14 protein-coding genes and 1 pseudogene are annotated in these 25,648 nt (G+C 53.9%); 9 read left to right on the forward strand and 6 right to left on the reverse strand.

The genetic code is table 11. The annotated features are described in order from the left end of the window. The first annotated feature begins 435 nt into the window (after positions 1–435). The 6 genes and pseudogenes from FBQ85_06395 (at position 436) to FBQ85_06420 (ending at position 10,698) form a co-directional block, all read left to right on the forward strand. On the forward strand, positions 436–1,134 hold the full coding sequence (locus FBQ85_06395) for a ComF family protein (GenBank protein MDL1874784.1): 699 nt from the start codon (positions 436–438) through the stop codon (positions 1,132–1,134). 294 nt (positions 1,135–1,428) lie between these two features. Beyond that, positions 1,429–1,506, forward strand: a pseudogene (locus FBQ85_06400) (DUF4386 domain-containing protein). Between the two features lie 29 nt (positions 1,507–1,535). Next, the gene (locus FBQ85_06405; GenBank protein ID MDL1874785.1) at positions 1,536–1,763 is read left to right on the forward strand and encodes a hypothetical protein; all 228 of its coding nucleotides are present in this window, start codon (positions 1,536–1,538) and stop codon (positions 1,761–1,763) included. A 389-nt stretch (positions 1,764–2,152) separates the two neighbouring features. After that, positions 2,153–5,545 carry a T9SS type A sorting domain-containing protein gene (locus tag FBQ85_06410; protein ID MDL1874786.1) on the forward strand — a complete coding sequence of 1,131 codons (3,393 nt, stop codon included), beginning with the start codon at positions 2,153–2,155 and terminating at the stop codon, positions 5,543–5,545. A 363-nt stretch (positions 5,546–5,908) separates the two neighbouring features. Continuing rightward, complete coding sequence (locus tag FBQ85_06415) at positions 5,909–10,123, forward strand: response regulator (protein ID MDL1874787.1); 4,215 nt, start codon at positions 5,909–5,911, stop codon at positions 10,121–10,123. Then, positions 10,120–10,698, forward strand: a complete 579-nt coding sequence (locus FBQ85_06420; GenBank protein MDL1874788.1) for a cysteine hydrolase — start codon at positions 10,120–10,122, stop codon at positions 10,696–10,698. Before FBQ85_06415 ends, FBQ85_06420 begins: the two co-directional genes overlap by 4 nt. Positions 10,699–10,883: 185 nt before the next feature. Here FBQ85_06420 and FBQ85_06425 read toward each other — a convergent pair whose 3' ends face one another. After that, entirely contained in the window at positions 10,884–11,453 is a 570-nt protein-coding gene (locus FBQ85_06425) for a hypothetical protein (protein MDL1874789.1), read from the reverse strand. Between the two features lie 450 nt (positions 11,454–11,903). Continuing rightward, positions 11,904–12,563 (reverse strand): hemolysin III family protein, encoded by a 660-nt coding sequence (locus FBQ85_06430; protein MDL1874790.1) that lies wholly within the window; start codon positions 12,561–12,563, stop codon positions 11,904–11,906. Positions 12,564–12,897: 334 nt separating this feature from the next. Here FBQ85_06430 and FBQ85_06435 point away from each other — a divergent pair, with 334 nt between their 5' ends. Beyond that, a complete protein-coding gene (locus FBQ85_06435) occupies positions 12,898–15,960 on the forward strand; it encodes a hypothetical protein (GenBank protein ID MDL1874791.1) in 3,063 nt (1,020 codons plus the stop codon). Positions 15,961–16,013: 53 nt separating this feature from the next. Here FBQ85_06435 and FBQ85_06440 read toward each other — a convergent pair whose 3' ends face one another. The 4 genes from FBQ85_06440 to FBQ85_06455 form a co-directional block, all read right to left on the reverse strand. Further along, positions 16,014–16,823 carry a hypothetical protein gene (locus tag FBQ85_06440; GenBank protein ID MDL1874792.1) on the reverse strand — a complete coding sequence of 270 codons (810 nt, stop codon included), beginning with the start codon at positions 16,821–16,823 and terminating at the stop codon, positions 16,014–16,016. 87 nt (positions 16,824–16,910) lie between these two features. Continuing rightward, positions 16,911–18,533, reverse strand: a complete 1,623-nt coding sequence (locus FBQ85_06445) for a hypothetical protein (protein ID MDL1874793.1) — start codon at positions 18,531–18,533, stop codon at positions 16,911–16,913. A gap of 139 nt (positions 18,534–18,672) precedes the next feature. Continuing rightward, positions 18,673–20,157 (reverse strand): sigma-54-dependent Fis family transcriptional regulator, encoded by a 1,485-nt coding sequence (locus FBQ85_06450; protein MDL1874794.1) that lies wholly within the window; start codon positions 20,155–20,157, stop codon positions 18,673–18,675. Between the two features lie 64 nt (positions 20,158–20,221). Continuing rightward, positions 20,222–21,277 (reverse strand): carboxypeptidase regulatory-like domain-containing protein, encoded by a 1,056-nt coding sequence (locus FBQ85_06455; GenBank protein ID MDL1874795.1) that lies wholly within the window; start codon positions 21,275–21,277, stop codon positions 20,222–20,224. A gap of 539 nt (positions 21,278–21,816) precedes the next feature. Here FBQ85_06455 and FBQ85_06460 point away from each other — a divergent pair. Together FBQ85_06460 and FBQ85_06465 are read left to right on the forward strand one after the other, a co-directional pair. Then, positions 21,817–24,594: a T9SS type A sorting domain-containing protein gene (locus tag FBQ85_06460; protein ID MDL1874796.1), complete on the forward strand. Its 2,778-nt coding sequence runs from the start codon at positions 21,817–21,819 to the stop codon at positions 24,592–24,594. A 349-nt stretch (positions 24,595–24,943) separates the two neighbouring features. Next, the gene (locus tag FBQ85_06465) at positions 24,944–25,429 is read left to right on the forward strand and encodes a hypothetical protein (GenBank protein ID MDL1874797.1); all 486 of its coding nucleotides are present in this window, start codon (positions 24,944–24,946) and stop codon (positions 25,427–25,429) included. The last annotated feature ends 219 nt before the right edge of the window (positions 25,430–25,648 follow it).

Consider the following 25,648-nt stretch of genomic DNA (forward strand, 5'->3'; position numbering starts at 1 on the left):
CGCACGAAGGAAGATACGCTCGAGGCGCAGCAAAAAAAGCTGCGCGGCACTTACGGCTTGCTCTACGGCCAAGTATTGAACACGCTTCGCCTCGTCGGCAGTTTTGAGCGCCTTGACGGCGTGCCGCAAAGCGGCCGCCTGCACCTGGAAGCCACGGTGCCCGACGCCGTTCCCAACATCGCCATGCGCGCGTATTATGACGACACGCGCGTTGACAAGCTTTCCGATGTTTTCAACATGGATGAAAATTCCGCTGCGCGCGTCGGCATCGGCTACAAACTGAACCAATTCCTGATTCTTTACATGGATTACGCCTGGACCTTCAAGTTCGATCAGGCTACGCAAAAATACAAAGTGCAGCGCCGCTTCGAGCCGCAATTGGCGTTCGCTTACACCTTTCCGCTGGGAGGCGGCCGATAACCAACGAGGGGGAGCTTGACCGGGGCGATCTCAAATCTTTGGCGGAGTCTTGTTGCGCTCGTCTATCCGCCGAGTTGCGTCGTATGCGCCGATGTTCAAATCAGCGAGCGCACCCGTTTCGTATGCGAGCGCTGCTGGCGCAACGTCGAGCAAGCCCGCATTCCGCTGCCGCGCTACGCTGAAACGGATGAAGCGTGCGCCGCAGGAATTGATCTTGACCTTTCGGCTTGGTATTATGACGGTGAAATCGCGGCGTTGATACCGAGCATGAAATACCACAATCGCCCGGCATTGGCAAAAATTCTTGGCGAGCTGGCTGCTGCAAGAATACAACCGGACTTGCATGCGGTTTTAGCATCATCAGCGGTTTTGGCGCCGGTGCCCCTGCACCCTCGCCGCCGCCGTGAAAGAGGATTTGACCAGAGTTTGTTGATTGCGCAAGCCTTGAGTAATAAGTGGGGTATCGCAATAATGCCCAAGCTGCTGCGGCGCATTCGCTTCACGGAAAAACAGGTTAAACTGAACGCGCAGGAACGCGTCCAAAACGTGTCAGGCGCTTTTGCGATAGACACGCGTTTTCTCGCAACAGATGACACCGTTTTGCTGGTTGACGATGTGATCACCACCGGCGCAACGGTGAATGGATGTGCGGCCATCTTGAAAGCTGCGGGATTTGAACGCGTGTATGCTATCACTCTCGCCCGCACCGATTAGTCTAGAAAGTCCGGCCGCGCTTACGGCAACCTCTTGACAATTCCTCGCATGACCCTGGCCAGAAAAACCTTCGAACAAATGTCTTGACTTATTCGACGGTTTTGATATATTGGCGCATCTTTCTCTAAAGCATGCTGTGTTGAATGACTGAAGCGCCGCTCTCACCTGAATATCACACAGCGTCAAACGCGAAACTATCGCGAGCATTTGTTTCTCTCACAACTGTTTATAAGACTGATACGTTTGTCGGGCCGAGGTATGAGGTGCAAGGGCCGTGCTAAATAAATGACGGGAATGACCAACCGCTGCATCACGGCATCGCCGCAAGTCTATGCCCGAATCGGCGGGCTGCTCTATCTGTTCATCATTGTGGCGGCTGGCTTCGGTGAGCTCAGTGCTTAGTGATAAACAAGAATACAGGCCTTCCTGGCGAAGGAATTGGTTGGTTTATTACCGATAAAGCCGACTTTCGTAAATTGCCCAAGAAGCAACAGCGCCTGTTAGTTGAGGCAGAGCTGCGGAAGATATTCTCTTATCGTAAATGGCTTGATGTGTTACGAGAATTCGGGCTTCAGCCGATGGAGTTAAGCTACTCAGGGGTTTGGGCCAGCGCAGCGAACTATATTTGACGTTATGCTGCAGGCTTGCGCCTGTTGACTCGCCTCGATGTACCACTCTCATTTGTTTGGTTTTTAAAAATTCATAATTGCCTGAAACGGCGGAAATGAATATGCGAAAATCGCCGCGGCATTTTTGTGACCAATCGCGAGGCCCTTGACGCACGAGCAAGACCTTGCGCTCAGCCGGCCTAAGCTTTTCCTCCGTAGAGCTGTTTGGCATAAATTCACTGCACATTTTCTCTCACAGAGTCCGCAGAAAATGAGCTAAGAACCAACTCTGCGGCCTCAGTGTTCTTCGCGAGAGCAAGCACGCAATCGCATTTTGAACTCGTGTACTTCGACTGGCGAACCTCTCTCCGCACAACGTTGAAAGTTAGACATTCTTTTCTAAGCGCCTCATGACCAGCCGTGTGAGGCAAAACAAATCAAATTATTTTTCTATGAGGAGAAACCCTATGAAGAAGCGCTACTCTCGGTTTGTTGTAGCCACAATGTTTTGCATGGCGGTTTTAGCATTTGCCGCGGATGACGGCCAAGAAAAAAATACCATTTTACACCAAGCGCAGTTGAAATTTGATCAAACCGGCAAAACGCCGACGGAGATTAAATTTGCCGGCGCGCAGCAACCCGCGGTCGCAACCTTTTTTCAGGAATATCAGAAGTATTTCCAAATTTCTGATGACAATCACATTCAGTTGTACCGTTCGTCGTATGATCAATTGGGCGCCCATCACCGCCATATTCAGCATTACAAGGGGATCCCCATCATCGGCGCGGAATACATTCTGCACGAAAAGAACGGCGCGGTGTGGTATGCCAACGGCCGGCTCGTGCATGATTTAAAGATGGACGTTGCGCCTGTGCTCAGCGAAGCGGCTGCGCTGCAAGCGGCGTTGCGGCATATCGGCGCCGAAAGCTACATGTGGCAAAACGAAGTCAATGAAGCCTTTTTGAAAAGAGAGCGCAACGACGCTAACGCCACATTTTATCCCAAAGGCGAATTGCAGCTCACCTCCGGCAGAGCGGAAATCACGGCGGCGAACATGAAACTGGTGTATCGCTTCGATATTTATGCCGCGAAGCCGCTGGGCCGCTATTACGTTGACGTGGATGCCAAAACCGGCGCGATTGTCAATCAAATTACCCGCATTCACGACGTCGAAGTCAACGGTAGCGGCGCCTCGTTGTACAACGGCACAGTATCTATGAGGGTCGATCAGGTCTCAGGCTCAAGTTACCGTTTGCAGGCCAACGATAACACCGTGCGCGGCGCGGATATTCGTACCTACAACATGAACAACGGCACCAGTTACACCAATGCCACGGATTTCACCTCCTCTAGCGCCACGGGTCCGTGGGATGGCGCCGGCGTGAGTGCGCATTGGGGCGCGGAGGCGACCTACGACTACTTCTTCCAGAAGCACGGCAGAAACAGCTTGAATAACGCCGGGTTTACTCTGCTCAGTTATGTTCATGCCAACTTGGTGGGCATGGGTTATCCCAACAACGTGAATGCGTTTTGGGATGGCAGCCGCATGACGTACGGCGACGGCGACGGGGTGAATTATTTTCCGCTGGTGTGCCTCGACGTGGTCGGCCACGAGTTGACGCACGGCGTGACGGATTTTTCTTCCAATTTGATCTATTCGTATGAGTCCGGCGCATTGAACGAATCCTTCAGCGACATTTTCGGCAATGCCGTGGAACTTTTCAAAGAGAACCCGGGCCAGGAAAGCGGATTCCCTCTTGCGAGATGGCGCGTCGGTGAAGATCTGACTGCCAACGGTTTGGGCATCCGGAATATGCAAAACCCGAATGAGTTCAGCGATCCGGATACCTATCAGGGCGCTTATTGGTACACCGGCTCCGGCGACAATGGCGGTGTACACATCAACAGCGGCGTGCAGAATTTTTGGTTTTATTTGTTGGTGGAAGGCGGCAGCGGCACGAACGACGTGGGTTATGCCTACAACGTGCCCAGCCTCGGCCTCACCAAAGCCGCGGCCATTGCATACACGAACAACAATTCGTTCTTAACCTCCAGCTCGAATTACGATGCCGCGCGCGCCGGCGCGATTGCCGCAGCCGAAGGCTTGTACGGCGTCGGTTCACCCGAGGCTCTTGCAACGGCTGAAGCTTGGCTGGCCGTCGGCGTCGGAACAATTCCGCAGCCGCCGGCGGATTATGCCACGCTGCCGTACTACACGGGCTTTGAGAGCGGTTCGTTGGATAATCATTGGAACACGTACAAATCCAATACCGCTGGACGTATTCAAGTGACCACGGCCAATGGTCCTTTTGCGGGCAGTCATCATCTCACGATGGATGTAACCACCAGCAATGTTTATAGCCAAAATGAAGCATGGTTGCATTTGAATCTTTCCGGCGAATCGCAAGTGACGCTGGATTTCCGCTGGAAGGAATTTGGCGACGAAATCCACACGCAAGACGGCGTTTATTTTTCCAGCAACGGCGGCTCCAGCTTCGTGAAGGTGCAAAACCTAAGCGGCAGCAGTACGGCCTGGCAAACCTTCAGCCTCGATCTGGATGCACTGGCCGCGGCGAACGGCTTGAGCTTGAGCAGCACGTTCATCGTCAAGTTTCAACAATACGACAATTATCCGATCGCCACGGACGGTTTTGCATTCGATGAGATCAGCGTGACCGGCAGCGCGCCGCCCGTCAACAATCCGCCCGCTTTCACCAACGATCCCTTCAGCAAAGCGAACGCGACCGAAGGGGTGGCGTATAGCGGCTCGATTGCCGGCGACGCCACTGATCCCGACAGCGATCCCTTGACCTTCTCAAAAGTGACCGGCCCGGCCTGGTTGAGCGTTGCGGCTAATGGCGCGCTCTCCGGCACGCCCGGCAGCGGTGACGTGGGCGCGAATCAATTCACGGTTCGGGTGGAAGACGGCAACGGCGGCAGCGATCAAGCCGTGATGAATATCACCGTTGATCCGCCAAGCACATGGCAGGTGATTACCTTTGATAACTTCGAAACCGGCATGGGCAGCTATACCGACGGCGGCTCGGATATGTCGCGTTATACCGGCGGTACGCATGCTTATCAAGGCAGCGCTGCGGCCAACATTCAGGACAATTCCGGCACCGCTTCGTCATTCTATCACACCTCCACGTACAACGTGACGGCTTACCAAACGCTCGAAGTCGATTTCTACTTCAAAATGGTGAGCCTGGAAACGAACGAGGATTTCTGGGTGCAATACTATAACGGCTCCTCGTGGCAAACCGTGGCGGCCATTGCGCGCGCGGGCAGCATCGCGAACAACACCTTCTATCACGCGGTGGTGACGATTCCGCGCAGCTCGTACAACTTCCCGACCAACGCCCGCATTCGTTTCATGTGCGATGCGAGCGACAACAATGACGATGTGTACATCGATCAGATCGAGTTCCGCGGAACGACTGCTGCAGCGGGATTCACGTTTGCGAAGATCAGCGAAGCGCTGCATGTCGTGGAAGCGGGAGAAACTGCCGAAGCCTTGCCGGAGACGTTCGAGCTGAGTCAGAATTATCCCAATCCGTTCAATCCGAGCACAACCATTAGCTTTGCATTGCCGGAGGCGCGTCATGTGACATTGGCGATCTTCAACAGCAACGGCCAGATGGTTAAAGAGTTGGTTGCCGGCGAGATGTCCGGAGGCACGCACAACGTGGTGTGGGACGCGACGGATACCAACGGCCGGCGCGTGGCCAGTGGCGTGTATTTGTACATCATTAAAGCCGGCGATTTTGTCAGCCAGCGCAAGCTCGTTTTGATGAAATAAAGTCCACTCTTTTCTGCATGCTCAAACCCCCGGAGGCGCACAGCCGCCGGGGGTTTTTTGTTTGCGGAACGAGGCGCTTCTTCAGAAAAGGCCCTGGTCAAAAGTCTCTGTTTTGTTCATCAGCTTCGCCTGCGCTTAAAATCGTGTATTAGAGATTCAAACCGGGTTGCGCCCTTAATTAACGCGAATGTACGCCACTCTATTTCTAATTCGCGTTTATTAGCGTTCATTCGCGGCTTGAGATATGCGAGAGTCATTTAATTCTGATTCCAAGAAGGCTGTCCGCAAAAGCCACCGCCCCACCTTGACTTTTAAGACAAAGATTTCTCTTTTAAGAAAATAGCATTTGGCGTAATTTGCCGCATGAACGATAAAAACGCCGGCGCTGGAGCATTGCTGATTTTTCTGCTCTTCTCATTTGAATGCTTGTCGCAAGCAACGCAGCCCGCTCTCAAATTCGAACATCTTTCCATCGCAGATGGATTGTCGCACAGCACGGTGAATTGCATTCTGCAAGACCACAAAGGCTTCATGTGGTTCGGCACGTTCGACGGCTTGAATCGCTATGACGGGCGCAATTTCGCGGTTTACAAATACAATCACAAAGATTCCAGCAGCCTGGGCGCCAGCGGAGTTTGGGCGCTGCATGAATCCCGCAGCAGCAAAAACGCCGGCGTGTTGTGGGTGGGAACGGAAAACGGCGGACTGAACAAGTTTGACCCTGTCACAGAAACCTTCACGCGGTATCAATACAATCCTGCTGATCTCAATAGCTTGAGCAACAATCGCGTGCGCGCCATTCACGAAGATCGTGCGGGGAATCTTTGGATCGGCACGCTAGGCGGAGGCCTCAATCGTTTTGATCACGAGCGCGGCGCGTTTATCCGCTATCAACACGATCCCGGCGATCCCGCCGCCTTGAGCGATAATTCCGTCTGGTGCATTTACGCCGATGAGCAACAACCGGGCGTGCTTTGGATCGGAACCAGCAAGGGACTCAACCGGCTTGATCAAACCAACGCGACATTCAGGCATTATCGGCGCGATCCCAATAATCCCGCCAGCCTGAGTCACGATATGGTTATGGCGATTGCCGCGGATCACGAAGGCGCGCTGTGGATCGGAACCAATGGCGGCGGCTTGAATAAGCTCGAGCGCAAGCAGGGCGCTTTCACGCGCTATCAATTCGACGCCGAAGAGGCCGGCAGCCTGGGCGGCAACGCGGTTTTCAGCATTCATCGGGCGCGCAGCGGCGAACTGTGGATTGGAACGTGGGGCGGCGGGCTGAACAAATTGCAGACGGCAAAAAGCACGGAGCAAAACGCAATCATCTTCACGCGATATCAGCAGGAATCCGGCAATCCCAACAGCCTGAGCAGCAATTATGTTTTTCCGATTTACGAAGACCCTCGTCATGACGGCGTGCTTTGGATCGGCGCCAGCGGCGGCGGCGTTAACCGGCTTGATCCCGAAAAAAATGCTTTCGCGCTGTTACAGCACAATCCGAATGATCCGCACAGCATTAGCGATAACAGCATTGGCGCCATTTATGAATCGCGCGACGGCAGGCTTTGGATCGGCGCCAATAACGGCGGCCTCGACCTGCTTGATCGCCGGCGCGGAATTGTTGCGCGCTATAAAAGCGATCCGAACAATCCTCGGAGTTTAAGCAGCAATACAGTGGAGGCGATTTGTGAATCCCGCAGCGGCGTTTTGTGGATCGGCACAGCGAACGGGCTTAACCGGCTGGAGCGCGAATCCGGACGCTTTACGCGCTATCTGCACGATCCCGTGAATCCGAGCAGCTTAAGCGACGGCGCCGTGACCTCGCTTTATGAATCCCGCAGCGGCGGGAGCGTCGGCGAATTCTGGATTGGAACCGCAGCCGGCCTGAACAAGCTCGACCTCACGAACGGAACATTCAAACACTATCAACACGAACCAGATAACCCTGCCAGCCTGAGCAACAATTATATTTTTGCGCTGCATGAAGATCACGAGGGATTGTTTTGGGTCGCAACCAATCGCGGCCTCAATTTGTTTGACCGGCGGAACGAAACGGCAACGCGCTATTTGCATGATCCCCAAGAGCCCAACAGCCTGAGCAGCAACCGGGTGCTTACGATTCATGAGTCGCGCAACGGTACGCTTTGGTTCGGCACGTGGGGCGGCGGCTTGAACAAGCTCGTCCGCGAAGGCGGGCAAATCACATTCCGGCATTATCGTGAAAGCGAGGGCTTGCCGAATGACGTGATTTATGGCATCCTGGAAGATGAAGCGGGCCGGCTCTGGCTCAGCACGAATAAAGGCTTGTCGCGCTTCGATCCCGCCGTGGAAAAATTCCGCAACTATGATATTCACGACGGCTTGCAGGGGGATGAATACAACAGCGGCGCTTATTTTAAAAGCGCGCGGAGCGGAGAGATATTCTTCGGCGGCATTAACGGCCTCAACCTGTTTCACCCCGGGCATATCAAAGACAATGATGACATCCCGCCGGTGGCTATCACCCGTCTGACGCGCTACAATATCAGCACCGCCGCAGGCGATCCAATTATCGAGAAAGGCATTTCGAAAAAAGAGCATATCACGCTTTCTTACCGCGACAATATTCTCACCTTTGCGTTTGCGGCCTTAAGCTATCGCAACTCTTTCAAGAATCAATTTGCCTACAAACTCGAAGGTTTTAATGAGAATTGGATTCAGCTAGGCGCGAAGCACGACATTACGTTTACCAATCTCGATCCCGGCGAGTATACCTTGCGCGTGCGCGGCTCCAACAACGACGGCATTTGGAATCAAGAAGGCGCGGCGTTGCGATTCACGATTACGCCGCCGTGGTGGAAGACGTGGTGGGCGTATCTGCTTTATATTTCACTCCTCACGGTTTTATTGCTGGCGGCGCGGCGATATGAGCTGAACCGCGCCCGCCTGACCGAGCGTTTACGCCTGGAGCAAATGGAGGCCGAGAAGCTGCGCGAAGTCGATCAAATGAAATCCCGCTTCTTTGCCAACATCTCACACGAGTTTCGCACGCCGCTGACGTTGATTTTGGGGCAGATCGACAGTGTGCTGGCCTCGATTTTAGACCGGCAAAATCAAAGCAAGCTCGAAGTTGCCTCGCGCAATGCGCGGCGCTTGCAACGATTGATCAATCAACTGCTCGATCTCTCCAAGCTGGAGGCGGGCAGCATGGCCTTGCGAGCTGCGCGCGCGAATATCATTTCATTTCTCAAAAATTTGACAGCTTCATTCGAGCATATGGCCGCGCAGAAGGGGATCACGCTGCAATTCCACAGCACGCATGATGACATCACGCTCAATTACGATGCCGAAAAGATTGAGAAAGTGTTTTATAATTTGCTGTCGAATGCGGTCAAGTTTACGCCGCCCGGAGGCTGTGTGAGGCTAGAATGCAAATTGGGGAGTTCCGATTCAAAAACTCCCGCAAGCCACAAGCCACAATCCGCGATCATCATTGTGCGCGACACCGGCACCGGCATCGCCGCGGAGCATTTGCCGCATGTTTTTGATCGTTTTTATCAAGCCGATGGCTCTCATCAATATGAAGGTACGGGTATTGGCCTCGCATTAGCGAAGGAACTCGTGGAATTGCATGGCGGTGAGATTTCCGTCGCCAGCGAAGTCGGCAAAGGCTCTGAGTTCGTTGTGAAGCTGCCACTTCGCTCAGTAACCGGTGAGCAGTCAGTGATGGTCAGCGAGGCGAAGATTGAAGAGCGCGGATTGAGGAGTGATGATCGCGCAATCAGTGACGAACAACCAGCGACCAGCAACGAGCAGCCAGCAACAAGCAACCAGGAACTCATACTCCTCGTTGAAGACAATGCAGACATTCGCACGTATGTGAGCGAACAATTGCAGTTCGGCTATCGCGTTCTCTTTGCTGCGGAGGGCGAGGAGGGACTGGCCAAAGCGCAGGAAACGATTCCCGACTTGATCATTACCGACGTGATGATGCCGAACATGAACGGCTACGACATGAGCCGCATGCTCAAAAATGATGAAAGAACCAGCCACATTCCCATCATCATGCTCACCGCCAAGGCAGCCTTGGACGACAAGCTCGCCGGTTTGGAAACCGGGGTCGACGACTACTTGCACAAACCCTTCAGCGCCAAAGAATTGCTCGCGCGGGTGCGCAATCTCATCTCCCTGCGGCGGCAATTGCGCCAGCGCTTCAGCACCGCGACGATCATTAAACCAGCAGAAGTCGCCGCGACGTCCGCGGATCAAACCTTCCTGCAGCGCGTTCTTGCCGCCATTGAAGCGCATCTTGGCGATGAACACTTTGGCGTCGAAGAGCTGGCCATGGCCGTCAACATGAGCAGTTCACAGATCAACCGCAAGCTGGGCGCGCTTGTCGATCAACCCGCGAGCCAGCTTATCCGTTCCATGCGGTTGCAGCGCGCCGCAGATTTGCTCAAACAGAACGCCGGCACCGTGGCGGAGATTGCGTATCAAGCCGGCTTCAGCGATCAAGCGCATTTTGCGCGGAGCTTCAAAAAGCAGTTCGGCAGCGCACCGTCGGAGTTTCGACAGAACAAGCAACGCCAATGAAAAATCTCGTACTCATCGTCATCGATTTGGTGCAGGATTATTTCAATCCGGCGCTTTGGCCCAATAGCCAGTTGCCGGAAGCGCGCCAGCGCTTGGTCGCGGCAACCAATGAGTTGGCCGCGCTTTTTCGCGCCCATAATCTTCCCGTAATTTGGTTTCGGCAGGAATTTGCGCCGGATCTCTCCGATGCGTTCTTGCATGTGCAGCGCAGCGGCAAACCGTATGCGATTCAGGGCACAGCCGGGTGCCAATTGCTGCCGGAATTACAGATCAAGCCTGAGGATGGCATCTTGGTGAAGAAGCGCTACTCGGCATTCTTTCAAACCGGCTTGGATGCAGTTCTCGGCCGCCTGCAACCAGAAACTCTGGTGCTTGCCGGCATTACCACAGCGTGGTGTGTCCGTTCAACCGCCGTTGATGCCTATCAGCGCGATTATCGCGTCTTGCTGGCAAAGGAGGCCATGGCCGGCTTCACTGCGCGCGATCATCTCGAATCCTTGCACGCGATGAACGGGTTGGTGGGTATCGCACTTTCTAATGCTGAAATTGCGCATCGAATTGGCTTCAGCGATTAGTTCGACGTAGGCACATCAGAATTTGTTGAGAAGTCCCAATTCTGCAAATTTTGTTTAAAATTACCAGGCCATTTCCCCAGGGCGTAACTCATTCGACTATTGTCTTCAAGCGTCTCTCACATTTTGCTCGACGGAACACCGTCAAGATGCTTCACTCCAGAAATTGTGCAGCGAGACGCTCTTCACTAGTCGATGCTGCTCAAGAAGTACGCGATCCCGCCGGCAACCGCCCCCACCCCGGTTAACCCCATGCCGATATAAGAACCGAATTTCACGCCGATCTGAAAAATTGTGTCATATCCGCTGGGATAAACTTTCACCCGATCGAGACGTGCGGCAAGGCTGATCCAATCGCGATAGCCGACGCCAACCTCAGCCATGTAACCGGCAAATCCGTCGGGATACGGACTGTCGTAAATGATCAGACCGGGGGAGATATCAACGTGAACATTGGGATTGATCCAATGGCGAACACGGCCTTGCGCACCGACTTGAGAATGCCAGCCGCCATTCAAGTAGGCGCTGAAAAAGAATGCCGGGCCGAGGGCGTTTTTTTCATGCACTTGAAACAGCCAGCCCACGTTGGTGGCAAGATCAAGATGGCGCGCGGGTCCACCGTTGGCGCCGGGCAACGGCGCGCTCACGATGAAATCCGTGAGGGGATAAGAGGAGCAGGAATCCTTTTGATTGTAGCGAAGACAGGGCTGGGCATTTAGGTTGGAAGCGTTCGCGCTCAGGGCGATCAGAAGAATCACGGCAGCCCGTCCCGGTGTGAGTGCCTTCTCATAGAGGGGGCGAGCGGCTCCTTCACACTTTTGTCTACTGTTCATTGTTTTCTTTTCTCACGTTGAGACGCGCAGCATGGTCAGTGATGCCACGAACACAATTCCGCAGCGGATTTAGATTAGCTGACAGCGTTTTTCATTTGGATGAACAGAGTTTGTAGTCCCCGCCCCATGTGGGCGGCTGTTGAAGCCATGAAATAACAATGCCCCACAAGGGGGCAGGGCTACGAATCCTGTACACGCATTTAAAAAACGCTGTAATTTGAAGAAATACGCTCTCGAAATGTCATCCCGCCGGGATCCTGTGAAGTCCTTGGTGTATTGCCTGCAACTTCACATGATCCTTTCTGGATGACAAGCCGGAGTGGACACATTTTTCAATGTGACCGCGCACCGTCTCCCGCCGCCCGGGCGGTTTCGTTAACTCGCCAACGGAATCACATAAAACAAAATCGCAAAGAAGTGCAGCATGCTGCCCGCCAGCACAAAGGCATGCCAAAAGGCGTGATGAAAACGCAAGCGCCGCGAGATGTAGAAGATCGTGCCAACGGTGTATGCGAGGCCGCCGCACATCAAAAGCAACAGGCCGCCAGGCGCCACCGTTTCCAGCAGGGGTTTTATTGCGATGACTGCCATCCATCCCATCGCCAGATATGGAATCGTCGCCACCAACCGGCTGCGCCGCATGAGCCAGGTTTGCAGCACGATACCCAAAATGGCAAATCCCCAGATGACGGTCAGAATTGTCCAGCCCCACGGCCCGCGCAGATTGACAAGCGCAAAGGGCGTGTAGGTGCCGGCAATCAACAGAAAAATGGCGGCATGATCGAACTGGCGAAGCACGGCTTTCGCGCGCGGCAGAGGGATGCTATGATACAGCGTGGAAGCCGTGTACATAAAAATTTGGGTTGCGCCATAAATGCTGCAACTGACGACATGCCAGACGGTTCCAAACAAGCTGGCAAAAGCGGTAAGGATTGCCAATCCTGCGATGGAGAAAAGCACACCCAGGCCGTGCGTGACGCTATTGGCGATTTCTTCAGCAACACTGTAGCGAGGCAGTGCGGGCATTGCGTTCATGAATAAGACTCCTCAAGCATTTTATGCGTGTCTGATCGTGTGGGCTGAGCCACAACGCGAGTTCAATTTTTTATGGTATCAAGCTCTTAACAATAACGTCCTAGATTGCAAAAAGGCGATTTCTTTGTCAAGGCAAATTTCTGTGCGAGATTTGCATGCGCTTCACTTTCCGCAGTCATTCTTGGCGCTGCTAAATATAGGTTCAATTATCTGCCAGGTACGGTTTCCGGCACAACGGTACAACTGTTGGCTTCCGCTAGCGAACGCGATTTGGCCGTGAGTAGCGCATGGTTGCGCAGTCTAACCATTCACCCTCTACTTTGCCGGCGTATTTATGAGAACTTGCAACCGCGTTAGTCCTGGTGTGATCTTGCTGTTGTGGGCGAGCCTGGCTTTTGCTACCTCCGATTCTCCTTCCGAGCAGAAACAATCCCAAATCGAACAGCCGCATGTGACGGCGCTGCGGCGCGAGCTGGGTTTGTCGCCTCATTTGCTACTCGAATGGCTTCCCAGCAGCAACAGCGTCGATACGCTGCGCGTGACGGACAATTTCAACCGCGCTGAAATTGGCTCGGATTGGGGTTACGATCCGCGCTACTGGCGCATCGTGGATGGAGAGCTTTGGCAAACACCGGAAGCGATGTATGAATGGCGCTATCTCGCGGTGTTCAAGCCGGTGTTCAATGAACCGGGGCGCACGATCCACGCCGTGTCGTACCGCTGGGGCAAGAATGCGGATGCGCTGGGCATTCGCGAAGGCGCGCATGCGCTCATGATCGACGATCCCTCCGAAAACGGCAGCGGCTACTGGTTGTGGCACCGCAATAATTGGAATCAAGTCTGGCTGTGGATCATCAAATATGGCACGTGGGAATATTACTCGCGCCAGGGCAAATCCGTGGATCAACAGCCTGCCAATGCCGATCCCCAGGCTGGCGATGTGGTGACGGCTTACATTCGCAACGAGCCGGACGCCGTTTATTTTGACTATTATGTCAACGATCAATGGGATGCCACGCTGCAAGATCCTTCCAAAGAGTTTCCCAAAGATAACACCTGGTATGCCGGCGTTTTCATTCACGGTGAGCAGTTGAACAATCAGGTTGATGATTTCACCATAACCTGGACGCAATCCGACGCTGTTCCGCCGGCGAACATCACGGATTTGGCCGCCATCGATAGTTCGAGCAATGCGGTGACGCTGCAATGGACCATGACCGGCGACAACGGTAACGACGGCAACGCCCGCAACCTCGAAATTCGTTATTCCACTTCGCCAATCGCTTCGTACGAATTTACTCTGGCAACGCTTGCCGCAGATTTGCCCGAGCCGGCAGCCTCCGGGCAGAAACAAAATTTCACCATCACAGGCCTGCAAGCCGGTACGCATTATTATTTTGCCATGCGCGTGTTTGATGAAGCCGGCAATGGCAGCGAAATGTCCAATCTCGCCGAGGCGACGACAACCGGCCAGTCTGTGGCGCAGCGCCTCGCGTTGGTGAGCGGCTGTGATCAAAGCGCGCGAGTCGGCGAAACGCTGGCGTTGCCGCTGGTGGTTAGAGTGACCGATCAAGACAGTCTGCCATTTAAAGGAAAATCCGTGCAGTTTGCCGTGATCTCGGGCGAGGCTGACTTCGAAGACAGTCGAGAATTTACGGTGATAACGGATGCCAACGGACTGGCCAGCGCGCCTCTGACATTGGGAACGCAACCGCAAAATATTAAAGTCGAAATTCGCGCCTCGGGTTTGGCCGGCTCGCCGATTGCTTGTGCTGCGACAGCGTTGCCAGGCTTCCCGGCGGAATTGACCGTTGTTAGCGGTGACGATCAACTAGTGTCACTCAATGCCGCAACCGAGCCTCTGGTTGTGAGGATAACAGATCGGTTTCAGAATCTCCTGGCAAATCAACCTGTGACTTTCAAAAGAATTTCGGGTAACAGCGGCTTTGCAAATGGCGAATTGCAGCAAACGGTTGTTTCAGATAATCTCGGACTCGCGGGTGTGACGCTGATCGCCAGCAACATTTACGGCGATACCACAATCATCCTGGCAAAACCCGATAGCGCTGCCAGCAACGCGGTGCAAGATACGTTTATGGTGGTAACCGCCTCTCCGGATTCCATGCGGATTGTCAGCGGCGATCAACAAACCGCAGCCATTGCCACAACACTGCCGCAGCCTCTCGTTGTTCAGCTTTGGGACAATGCCGGCGCGCCGCTGCAGGATTATCCAGTGTTGTTTAAAATTCTTGGTAGCGGTGGAAAGCTGGCCGGCGGTTCGGACAGCGTGGCGATTTCCACGGATAGTTCCGGTGTCGCTCAAACAAGCTGGACGCTGGGCGCCGTCGCGGGATTGCAGCAGGTTGTTGCAGAAGCGCAATTCAATGAGAAGGCCTTGCGCCAATCGCCGTTGCTGTTCACCGCCACGGCAGTCACCGGCGGAGTAAGCGCAGTACTTTCGCAAGTCGTACTTGCGTCAGAGCCGATTGTTTTGGCGGACAGTCAGGCCGCGGCAATTATCAACATTTATTTAAAAGATGATTTTGGCAATGTGATTACCGGCAAGCCGGTGGAAATCGAGGTATCCGGTCAAAATAATTTCATCAAACAACCCGACAGCTTGACGAACCATCAAGGCCTGGCAACGGCCGAGTTGCGCTCAACGGTTGCCGAACGCAAAGTCATCAAAGCGCGCGTCGTCTCGGATAGTCTCGTTTTGCAGGATAGTGTGATCGTGCGTTTTATCGCGCTGCCGGCGGCGCAACTGCAAATCTTGAGCGGTAATCAGCAAAATGGCATGGTCAATCGCGTCTTGGCGCAGCCGCTTGCCGTGCGCGCGCGTGATAAGTTTGGCAATTTTGCCGGCGCGAGCCGTGTGGTTTTCACAGTGTTGGCAGGAGAAGGCAGCATCGTTGGAAATCATATTGTGACCTCGGACAGCAACGGCGCCGTGCAGGTGCAATGGCAACTGGGGCCGCAGCCCGGGCTGAATCGCCTGAGCGCAAGGTTGCAAGATTCGCCCCACGTTGCGGTGGAGTTTTCAGCCAAAGCGATTGATTCAACCACCACCGGCGTCGCGGACGATACCGGAACGTTGCCTCAGCAGTTTGCATTGCATCAGAATTCACCGAATCCTTTCAATCCGGAAACCATGATGCAATTCTCCCTGCCGGAAGCGGCGCAGGTTGAGTTGAGCATTTATGATTTGACCGGACGTCGAATTAAAATTTTGCTGGTAACACCGTTGCCGGCAGGCGCACATCGCGTGCGGTGGAACGGCAAAGATGAAGCCGGGCAGAGCCTGCATTCCGGCGTCTATTTTTACACGCTGCGTGCGCGCATGTTGCATTCCGGCAAGACCATGACGGCAACGCGCAAGCTGGCATTGATCAAATAAATGAACTTCGGATGATGGGCAAAAGGCCGGCGGCGAAATTCGCTGCCGGCTTTTTAATTTATGGGGACGTTGACGGAGAAAGAAGCAAACGTCGGCGAGATCAGCAATCGCGTTTCGATGCCGATACGATCTTCTTGCGGCGTGGCACGAACAATCAAAGCCTCCAGCGCCGAAGCGCCCCACACAATTCCCAATCCCAATGCCAAATTGTTGCGCAGCAGATGATAGCGATTAAACGTGCGATAGCGTGCCTCCACCTCGCCGGTCTCGGCCTTCAAATATTCGTCTTCTGCATGTGCCCGCAAAAGCTGGGTTGCCACCGTTGCGCCGGCAAGGGTCGCGGCTGAAATCAAAAAAATATTCCCTTTTGTTTTTTGGCCTTTGAAACGCTGTCCCCAACCCGGCAACACCAAAGAACGCCAGGCCGCGGCAACACGCTGATCCGGCACCATCACATAGCGCGTTTCGACGCGTACCGGCGTTTCGGCTTTGGGCATTTGGCTGCGGATTTGTTCGAAACGATTTTGCAGCGCGGGTGAGAAGAAGATTGGGTCAAGGCGGAAATCACGCGCCAATTGCAGCGCAGCGCGGAAATGCGCGTCGACTGCGGCTGCCTCGTTGCGTTGTGAGGCGAGTAGCGCGCGCAACGTGTGAATCTCGGCGAGTTGCGCCGGCGCGAAATTTTCAAAATGCGCAATCGCGCTGTCAGCGAGCGCTGCCGCGTTGTGATAGTCGCCGCGTTGCAGCGCGCGCTTGATTTCCTCGTCGCGTTCGAGATTGCCGGTTTGCGGCCAGACGGGCATCACCAGCAACGTGAGCAGCACGGCGGGAACGAATTTATAATTTCTCTCAAAAAAGATCATGAATGTGAAATCAAAGTTTGACGCAACGCCTTCAGGCGTTCGGCTCCATGAGTTTTAATGCCTGAAGGCATCACTACGAACGTTCGTTCAAAACATGTTAATCTGCAACTGCCGCGTCTCGCCGGGCTGCAAGAAAACCGTTTCTTCTTTTTCGCCGAGTTGCGGATGCGTGAACTTAAGCTCGCATCTGCCCGGCGGCAGGATGAGTTTTTTTTCACCGGGCGGCAGCGCGTGTTGTTTTCCGTTCACAAAAATTTCGGCCCAGGGATTGATATGTAATTCGAGCTGCGCGACATGCTCCCACAGCGAAAACGCCAGCGTGTCCGGCGTAGCCGGAGAAATCTCCAGCGGCAAACGAACGGGCGGAAATTTTGGATTTTTGAGCAGCAACGTATGCGCGCCTGCGGACAACGCTACCGGCTCCGGCAACGGCGTCAGGCCGATCGAATCGGCATCAATGAAAATATAAGCCCAGGGATTGCTGTGAATGAAAACCGCGTGCGGCGGCGAACTCGTCTCAAGTGCCGCGCTGTCGCCGGCGGCTTCAATGGGATTACTCGCGGCAACAGTACTGGCGCGCACAATCGGGTTTTCATCCTCCTGCGAGGTTGGCGCAATTGCAATGTTCTGTGCGAAAGAATCAATGGCTGCTGTTTGAGTTTGCGGCTCTTCACGTTTTTCGGATAGCGCGTCTGCTGTTGTCCAATTGCTGCTCCAATAAGCCAATGACGCAAGCAGCGCGAGGGAACCCGCAACTGCCACAACGCGCAAGCGCCTGCCGGCTTTTTGCGGCGGAAGCGAAACAGCTTCCGCATTCACGAGAGCAGAGAATGCCGGAGATTGATACGATTCCGGCGCGGCGAGATACGCCTGCACACGTTGGCGGCGCATCTGAGAACTACCAAGATTGAATTTTTGCGCCAGCCAGACTTGAATCTCTTCAACATTTTTGCAGCGCGCCTCCGGCTTTTTTGCGAGCAGGCGCTGAAACAATTCGTCCAGCAGGGCCGGCGCGTGCGGGTTGATCGTTGCAACGGACAACGGCGCGACGCGCACGATGGCATTCATCTCGCCACCGGCGGAAGCGGCTTGAAACGGCCGCACGCCCGCGATCATTTCATAAAGCAGAATGCCCAGCGCAAAGATATCAGCCGCAGGCGTGACCGGCTCGCCGAGGATGGTTTCGGGCGCAAGATAGCCGGGCGAGCCGGTGAGGCCCGTGTCTGCAATGCGCGTTTCGCTCGAGGCCGCCAAATCAAAATCACACAATTTGACGCTGCCCTCGTGGCCGATCAGGATGTTTTCCGGCTTGAGATCGCGATGAACGAATTTGCGGCGATGAATTTCAGCGACGCCGGCAAGAATTTCGAGGAAAATCGCCAGCGCAATTTCAAGCGGCAATTTGCCCTCTTGCGGCGCGTGCGCGAGCAGGCTGCGCAGGTTTTGGCCCTCGACAAATTCCAGCGTCAAATAACGTACATCATCTGCAATGCCATAATCAATCAATTGCACAACATTCGGATGCGCGATGCCGGCGTAAATTTTGGCCTCCTGCTCGAAACGCGCGGCGGCTTCAGGCGCGCCGCCATTGGCCGCGAACGTCTTCACCAAAACCAGGCGCTGGCTCATCGTGTCGATGCCGCGATACGTCGCGCCGGTTTCACTGCGCTTGAGTTCAGCGAAGAGATGAATGTTGCCGAGGGTTTTCATCGGGATCTAAAAAGTCAAATCAACACAAGAAAAGCAAAAATAAACCAGAGATTGCCCGGATTCCACCGATTTCTTGATGAGGAAATCTGTGCCAATCCGGGTTATCCGTGGTTGAGATTTTTGGGCTCCAGTAAATCGTCTAGCCATTTTGCCACTCCTTCAACCGGTAATGCAGCCACCTGCGCGAAACGCCCAGCGCTTTCGCGGCTTCGGTGACATTGCCTTGATGCTGCTGCAACACGCGCTCGACGATGCGGCGTTCGTGGTCGCGCAGGCTCTGCAGTTCTGTTGTTTCAGTGTATGCCGGCGCTTGCAGGCGCAAATCTGCCGGCGTCAAATATTCACCTTTGGCGAGCAGCACCGCGCGCTCGATAGTATTTCCCAATTCGCGCACATTGCCGGGCCAATCATGATTGAGCAGCGCCTCGAGCGCTTCGGGCGAGAAGCCCGCAATTTGGCGTTTTGCTTTGGAGGCCGCGCGATCGAGAAAATGCTGCGCCAGCAAAATAATATCGTGGCCGCGATAGCGCAACGCCGGCATGTGAATGGCAATCACATTCAAACGATAATACAAATCCTCGCGGAAACGCCCGGCCTTCACTTCCGCGGCCAAATCTTTGTTGGTGGCAGCCAGCACCCGCACCTCGATTTTTCGCACTTTGGTTTCGCCGATGCGGCGCACTTCTTGCTCTTGCAGCACGCGCAGCAGCGCCGTTTGAATTTTGGGGCTGATGTCGCCAATCTCGTCGAGAAAAATCGTGCCGCCGTCAGCCTCTTCGAACAATCCCTTCTTTTCATGCGAAGCGCCGGTGAACGAGCCTTGCTTGTGGCCGAACAGCTCGCTCTCCAGCAGCGTTTCGGGCAGCGCGCCGCAAAACAGCGCGATGAACGGCTTGTCTTTCAAGCGGCTGTTGTAATGCAAGGCGCGCGCGATCAATTCTTTGCCCGTGCCGCTTTCACCGAGAATGAGAATGGTGGCCGTGGTGTCCATCACGCTGCGTACGGTGTCGAGCACGGCGCGCACGGCCTGACTTTGCCCGATGATGCCGGTGAATTCGCTGGCATTGGCCATGGCCTGGCGCAGCCGGCGATTCTCGCTGCGCAATTGATCGTACATCTGCGCGTTCTCAATCGCAATGGCGGCTTGATGCGCGAAAGCGTTGAGAAACGGCTCCATTTCCGGGCGAAACTTGCCGCGCGTTTCGGTGCTGTCGATGTAAATGGCGCCGAGACGCCGCGTTTTAATGCGCAACGGCAGACAAGCGGCGGCCACGATTTTTTGATCGAAAATACTCTCGGAAGAGCGGAAGCGTGTATCATCCGCCGGGTTGTACGTGATCAATGTCTCGCCGCTGGCGGTGGCGGCCTCGACAATGCTGCGCGAGAAGGGCGCGACAGCATTGAGCGCATTCGGCTCGAGATTATGCGCCACGCGCACATGCAATTCCGCGGGATCATCCTTCTCCGACATCAAAATGAAGCCGCGCTGGGCATTCACGGTTTGCAGCGCAATCGTGAGGATTTTGCGCAGCAATTCATCGATGTCGTAAATCGTGTTGATGCTTTCGCTGATGTGCGAGAGCGCGAGCAGAGGATCGCTGAACTCGGGCAAAGGATCTGACATGGTTGCTGGTTTCTGGTCGCTGGTCGTTGCCTGAGCTTGTCGAAGGCAGCAACCAGCTACCAGATCACTCCACTTGAAACGTCGCTTCTTTGGAGCGACTACTGTTTCCGAAACGGTCGACTATTGTAACCGTCCAAAAATACGAGCCGCTGGTCAGCCTGCCGGGATAGGGCGCGGTATTGCTGCCGGCGGGAAGCCCGGGAATCGTTAATAACAAGGCTTGAAAGCCGCTGACGATTTTATAGACGTGAAGCGTAAACGTATGCTCGAATGCCAGAGGCGGCGTTTGCCACTTCAACTGCGGCGCGCCGGTGGTGAGGGTCACGCCGTTTGCCGGATCAAGAGGATACGGCTCTTCGACGATCACTCGCGCCAGTTGAAACGGCGGCGAGGTTACGATCTCACCAGGCGCATCCGTTACGATGACATGAAATGCCGTGCCCACCAAATCATAGGGATCTATTCCTGCGCCCCCCGTTGTCTTCAGCTCATCCGGCGCAAAAATGCGTTCCCAGGAGTTTGCAATCTGGCCGCGCGCCAACGTGTCGCCAAAGGCAACGGACGGGATTTCTACGCGCACGCGCGTAATATCATTCGGGCCGTCGGGGTCGAGCACGACGGCGCGAATATCCAAAAAAACGAGATCGGTATCGCTGGCCGAAGCGCGCGTTCTGACATGCGCGGACGTCACCGTCGCAGTTTCCACTAGCGGCAGAGCATCAAGACGAAAATTTATCGTGCTGGTTTGGCGGGAAAAAACCTCGACGGCCAGCGTGTCGGCAGCATAGCCGGAGGCTTCGGCGACGAGCGTGTAGGGAGCGGGCGGCAACGCGCTAAACAGGAATCTGCCGTTGGCATCGCTTTGCATGCTGGCGCCGCTCTGCGACAGCAAAGAAACCCGCGCACCGGAAAGAAATTGAAAAGGTTGATAATAACTCGTGATTTGTCCGGCGATGCTGCCTTTATCGGTGAAGTTGGGGGATTGCGGATCGAGCGGGTTGCTGTGTTCGGCAGGCGTGGTGCACGACCATAAGATGAGAGCACCAGCCAAGGCGCGGCACATGCGCCCCCCGCCGCGCAGGAAACGCTTCAAGCGAGAAATGTCCATTTGAATCCACATAAACCACAAGCCCGGAGGTAGGAAGCACGGCCGAGTATTTTACGACATCATGCCACAAATAAATCTATCAATTTTGCTTTCGACAAAATTGACGCGAAAGAATTGCAATTTTGCAAGAATCAAACCAGATAACTCAATCATCATGAGCGCTGCAATATAGAGATTTACCCAGGATTATCAAATGAAAAGCTTGAGGTTTCGATGTGATATTTTGTTCACACAATGGGCCGCAATTTTGGCGAGCAAGACATGCACTCTTAGAAATGGTGTTCGAGCGCATTTTTTGCTCACGTGAGCATCTGAAGTGACAAAACAAACGCAAATTGCAGATTTTATTTGACTATTTGTGCTGGCATCCGGTTTGATTGGGTATTTTCATGGTGATTGCCGAGTACATTTGAGCGCTCAAAAATCTTGGGAATGGTTTCTTGTGGCCGCGGATTTGGAAGCGGTTGAGAAGCCAATGACAAGCTTCTGCAGAGCTGCTACAAACATTATTTTCAAAAGAATTCTTTCAACTTTTATCAAGGGACAAGCAAATGCATCGACGCAAGGTACAACGCCTGAGTTGGATGCTGTGTGTGGCTAGTGGGTTATTGTTGATTGCAGCCGCGGCTTCGGCGCAAACGTTACAGCTTTCGCGCCATGGTGATTTCTCCACCGCTGACGGCATTTTTTCATTCGCCGACACGCTGCATGCCCGGGTGAGGGCGGCGAATATCAATTATCTCGACTTGGAAAAAAATGAATTCCGTCTGCACGCTGACAGCGGCGGCCATCAGGTCGAAGGCGCATTTTTCAACAATTTTAACGGCACGTATGATGCGCACATTCCGCTGTCCGGCTTGCATCGCAACCAAAGGTGGTGGAGGTTTCGCGCTGAAATCCGGGATCGCAGCAACGGTGAATTCAAAACCGAAGTGCCGCTTACGATTGAAGCGATGCCCGGCGTGGGCGATACGCTGGTGGTGACGGCGCGCATCGAAGCCATCGGCCAGAACTTTCTCACGCTTTCCGGCCAAACGATTTTTGTCGATAATGAAACAGCCGTGCTGGAGCCTTCCGGCGTGGCGTTGTTGTTTCAGGATTTGCGGAAAGACTGGAAGGTGCAAGTGCTGGCGGAACGCCGCAATGACAACAGATTGTGGGCGAAATTGATTTTGGTGCTGGAACGTTCCGCCGAATTCGAAATCGAAACCGAAGGCTACATTGCGAGCATTCAGGGCATGGCGGTGACGGTTAACAACATTCGTTTCATGGTGACGAACGCCACGGAAATACGCGATCGCGCCGGCAACCTCGCGACCATCGCAGCGCTAAGAATCGGCATGCTGGTGGAAGCCAAGGGCAAGCGCAACGCCAATGGCGAGGTGACGGCCTTGCGCATCACGATCAAAGATGAAAACACCGGCGGCCATGAAATCGAGTTGACCGGCCACATCACCGCGCTGATTGACAGTTTTCCGCGCTACATCGTCGTGACCAACACGGCGTTTGAGGTTAATAATGCCACGGAAATTCTGGGTTTTGACAATGAGCCGATCCGCTTTACCGATTTGCGCGCCGGCGAGATCGTGGAGGTGAAAGGCCACACGCGGCCGAACAATCTTCCCCTTGCCGAACGCATCAAACGTGAAAGCAACAACGGCGACGAGCTGGAGGTGCGCGGCCTCATTTCAAATCTTGCCAACACCAGCCTCACGGTAAACGGCTTTGAGTTTACCGTTCTGGCCTCCACTGTGATTCTCGATCAGAGCAACAATTTTATCACTTTTGGCGATTTGCGCACCGGTATGCTGGTGCATGTGCGCGGCGACAAGCAGGCAGACGGCACGCTGGTCGCAACACGAATACAAATCGAAGGCAACACCAATCGCGAAATCGAGATCCGGGGTTTCATCGACCGTCTCACGGAGAACAGCATTACGGTGTTGGGCGTGACTTTTTCGGTGAATGACTCCACCGTCGTACTCGACGAAAACAATATGCGCACGAGTTTTTCCGCCCTGCGCACCGGCATGCTCGTCGAGGTGAAAGGTTTTGTCACGGCCGCCGGGATTTTATATGCCCAGCGCATCAAAATCGAAAATTTCAATCGCGAAGAGATCGAGTTGCGCGGCCTCATTACCGTGATCAACTCGTCAGATAGGTTTATCGACGTCGCAGGCCTCCGGTTCTTCGTCACGGCAGCCACCGAAATCATTGGCAAGAATGGCGAGTTGCTGTCATTTGAGGCGCTTCAGGTCGGCATTGTGGTGGAAGTGCGCGCCAGGTTGGACGGCGGCCGCTGGGTCGCTTCGCGCATTCACGTTGAAGATCGTATCGATCCCATTCTTGAAATTTTTGGCCAGATCGAGAGTTTGAACCGCGACAGTTTGAATACGTTCACGCTGTTCGGGCGAACGTTCTTGGTCACGAACACCACGGTCTTCTTGGATCGCGACAATCAGCCGATCACCTTTGACGATTTGAACGTTGGTGATTTTGTCGAAGTGCGGGCGCAGGTGGCGCCGAGCGGTACGCTGGTTGCCTTGCGCGTGAAGCTGCGCAACAGCCCGAACAACGACGAATTCGAATTCACCGGCAGCATCAACCTGCTCTCGTTTAATGTCATTCGGGTCGACGCTTTTGAGTTTCTCGTGAACGCCGCGACGGTTTACCTGGGCACAGACGAGCAGCCGATTACGATCGAAGATTTGCATCTCGGCATGACGGTGCAGGTGACGGCAAAATGGCAAGTGAACGGCGCGCTGGTGGCGCTGCGGGTGAAAGTGGAGGAACGGCGTTCGCTCGCCGGCATCATCACGCAGGTAAGCGGCAACACGCTTTTCGTGCAAGGCCTGCCGCACGTGATCACCGCCAACTCGCTGATTCTCGACACACAAAACCGTCTGGCCGGGCTGACCGCGCTGCAAGTGAATCAACAAGTCGAGTTGGTAGCACAAAGCAATCAATCACAATTGGAAATCGTCACCCTGCGTGTGGTGTCCGGCATCGTTACCGGCGTCGGCGGCAACGACCAGCCAGAAGCCGCGCCGCAAACATTCGCGCTGTACCAGAACTATCCGAATCCGTTCAACCCTTCCACCGTGATTCGCTTTGCGTTGCCGCAGGCGGGCTCGGTGCGGTTGGCGGTTTATAATATACTCGGCCGCCGGATTCGCACGCTCATGGAGGGTGTGCGTCCGGCCGGCGATTATCAAGTGACGTGGGACAGCCGTGACGACTCAGGCAATCTCGCGGCAAGCGGCATTTACTTCTATCGTCTTGAATCCAACGGCTTGACCCAAACGCGCAAGCTGACGCTGATACGTTAAAGCCAGAGTTTACCCACCCCCACACAGCCCAAGGGCGCGGCATTTTGCTGCGCCCTTTTTGTTTTGCACCGCCCTACCCGTTCTGCAAACGATCGAAAATTCTTCTTGACATTTCTACTTGCAAAATGAAAATTTAGACACTTTTATTCTACCCCCCTTTAGCGCGGATTCCACGAGAAAGTATAATTTTTCATTGGGTTGATTAACTCAGCCCCAGATTATATAAGTTGGCAAACTAATCCAGTTTCTCAGATTACAAGTAACAAAGTGTCAATCTTTTATCCATACCAGGCCATGAGTTATAGACTCAGCTTGTTATGAAGGTTCAGTAAAGTCTATGAGAGAGGCGATGCCAAGTATACTATTTAACAAAAAGATAGTATCGGGAATTCTTGTCAACTTGATTTTGCTGTTGATAAATTCTCCCTTTGTTTTAAGCCAACAATCCAAAGCTCAAAAACTTTTTTATTTTGAATATCGAGTTACCTTTCCTAATTCGTATGCTCATGTTCTTCATATTACTAACCCATTTCCCAAGCACAAAATCGTTCTGACAGCAATAAAGGTTAGGCAGGCTAAGTTATGGTTACTCAAGAGCGAAAACAAGCCTGAAATTGAAGGAACAATTACATGGAGTTATGATGATAAAAAGGGACTTTTGATATTACAATCTCCAGGACAGGGTTTTACTGATGTGATTGAAATAAAGTTTGCTATTAATCTTGCCGCTGGTGAAGAAATCAGTTCTCTTGAATGCAAAGCTTATCATATCGCAAGGCCCCCAAAGTGGATTTATCCAAGCTCGACCAAGTTGACAAGTGAATTAATTGAATGAAGCGGATATTCCTTCTGTTTTTGCTCAAACTGTGTGTTATCAATGCTTACGCTCAACAGGCGAGTTCAGCATCTGCTAGGATTTCGCCTGGAATCGTTACGGCAGGCGCTTCATTTCAGTTTGTCGGGGGCCACGACAATTCCCCCACCTTCTTGCCTTAGGGCCAGGATAATTCCCCCACCCAGGGTCAACTTAATTCCCCCACCTGGGTCAGGATAA

Source organism: Cytophagia bacterium CHB2, from assembly GCA_030263535.1.
GTDB lineage: Bacteria > Zhuqueibacterota > Zhuqueibacteria > Zhuqueibacterales > Zhuqueibacteraceae > Coneutiohabitans.